Genomic DNA, 1,195 nt, shown 5'->3' with positions numbered 1-1,195 from the left:
AAAATCATCATTTTGATGACAGTCATTCACAAGCAGCTTCGTTGTCTAATCAATTGGGTGCTGATCTGCGAGAAGCAGAAACAGCCAGTCGTAATGTGGATGCTTCCCTTGCCAAAGCCACACGCATCCAGAATGCGAAAAGCTTCGTGGAGTCTCATTCTTCTCAAATAACCACTGATTTAAATCAAGCATTCCCAGCCTATGTAGCTGCTAAGCTTAATGAGTCAGAGCGTGATGAATTGTATAGCCGCCCAGGGGATCTGCAATCGCTTAATAAACTTCAGGCATTAGGCCAGGAGTTTATTGCATCCAAAAGAGATGCGTTAATTACCCAATTTGGTAACACGCAGCAAAAGATGCAGATTGAATCGTTGTATCAAAAAGAACAAAACGATTTTATTGCTAAAGAAAATCAATTAGGAGCCCACTATCAAAAAAACAGTGAAGAGTTTCTTCAGCAAGCACAATCAATGAAGGTTGGCATTGATGGAAAAGAGCTTGGAGTATTTCAGCAAGAGGTACATCAGCAAAACGCTACTTTGCCTCAAAACCTTAAGCAAGGGGAGCAATTGATTAAGTCAGATCAGCATGATCTAATGAATGAAAGGGATTTGAAGTTACAAGAAGGCATGGTCAATGCTCAAAAAAATGTAGTAGTGCCAGAGAGTATGCACCTGCCTTTCGAGAACAAGAAATTACATAAAAAAGGAGAGTAGAGTGGATCCACAACAATTAAAGCAAGTCATAGCAGAGGACATGAAAACTATTAAAATGTTAAACCCAGAGATTATTCCTGCTCGTGTCTATTACGGAGGACTCTTAAAAGGAGTTTTTAATGGGGTATGGCTGATGTCTATAATCCTGTTTTTAACGCTATGCTATGTTATGAGTGATGACAAAGAGTCAGTCTCTTTTTCCACCTTGTTTATTGATTCTGGTGTTACCGCTCTATTCTTAAGTACTGTCGCCATGCTTATCTTGCTAAATCCGATTAGTTTTTTTGTTCAATTTCAGTTTCATCTCGAGAAAAAATTAAAGACTGGTGCATTAATAAGAAAAAAATGCAGCCACATTTCAATGGTTTTTTTTGGAGTGTTTGCATCTTTTTGTATTTTGTTTGGCAGCTATGCTTCTGGACAGCAGATCTTTTTTCTGCTGGCACTGTCTTTCTTCCTGAGTTTAGGAGCGACTCATC

At 38.9% G+C, this 1,195-nt stretch carries 1 protein-coding gene and 1 pseudogene; both read left to right on the top strand.

What is annotated here, in order from left to right; all coding sequences use genetic code 11:
- Positions 1-716, top strand: a pseudogene (locus Lbru_RS17340) (conjugal transfer mating-pair stabilization protein TraG); the annotation flags it as partial.
- Position 717: 1 nt separating this feature from the next.
- On the top strand, positions 718-1,195 hold a 478-nt coding region (locus Lbru_RS08555), incomplete at its 3' end, for a hypothetical protein (protein ID WP_083500876.1).

The organism is Legionella brunensis (genome assembly GCF_001467025.1).
In the GTDB taxonomy this organism is placed as follows: Bacteria; Pseudomonadota; Gammaproteobacteria; order Legionellales; family Legionellaceae; genus Tatlockia; species Tatlockia brunensis.
Note: the sequence above shows the minus strand (reverse complement) of the source record. Positions and strands in the feature narration are given on the sequence as shown.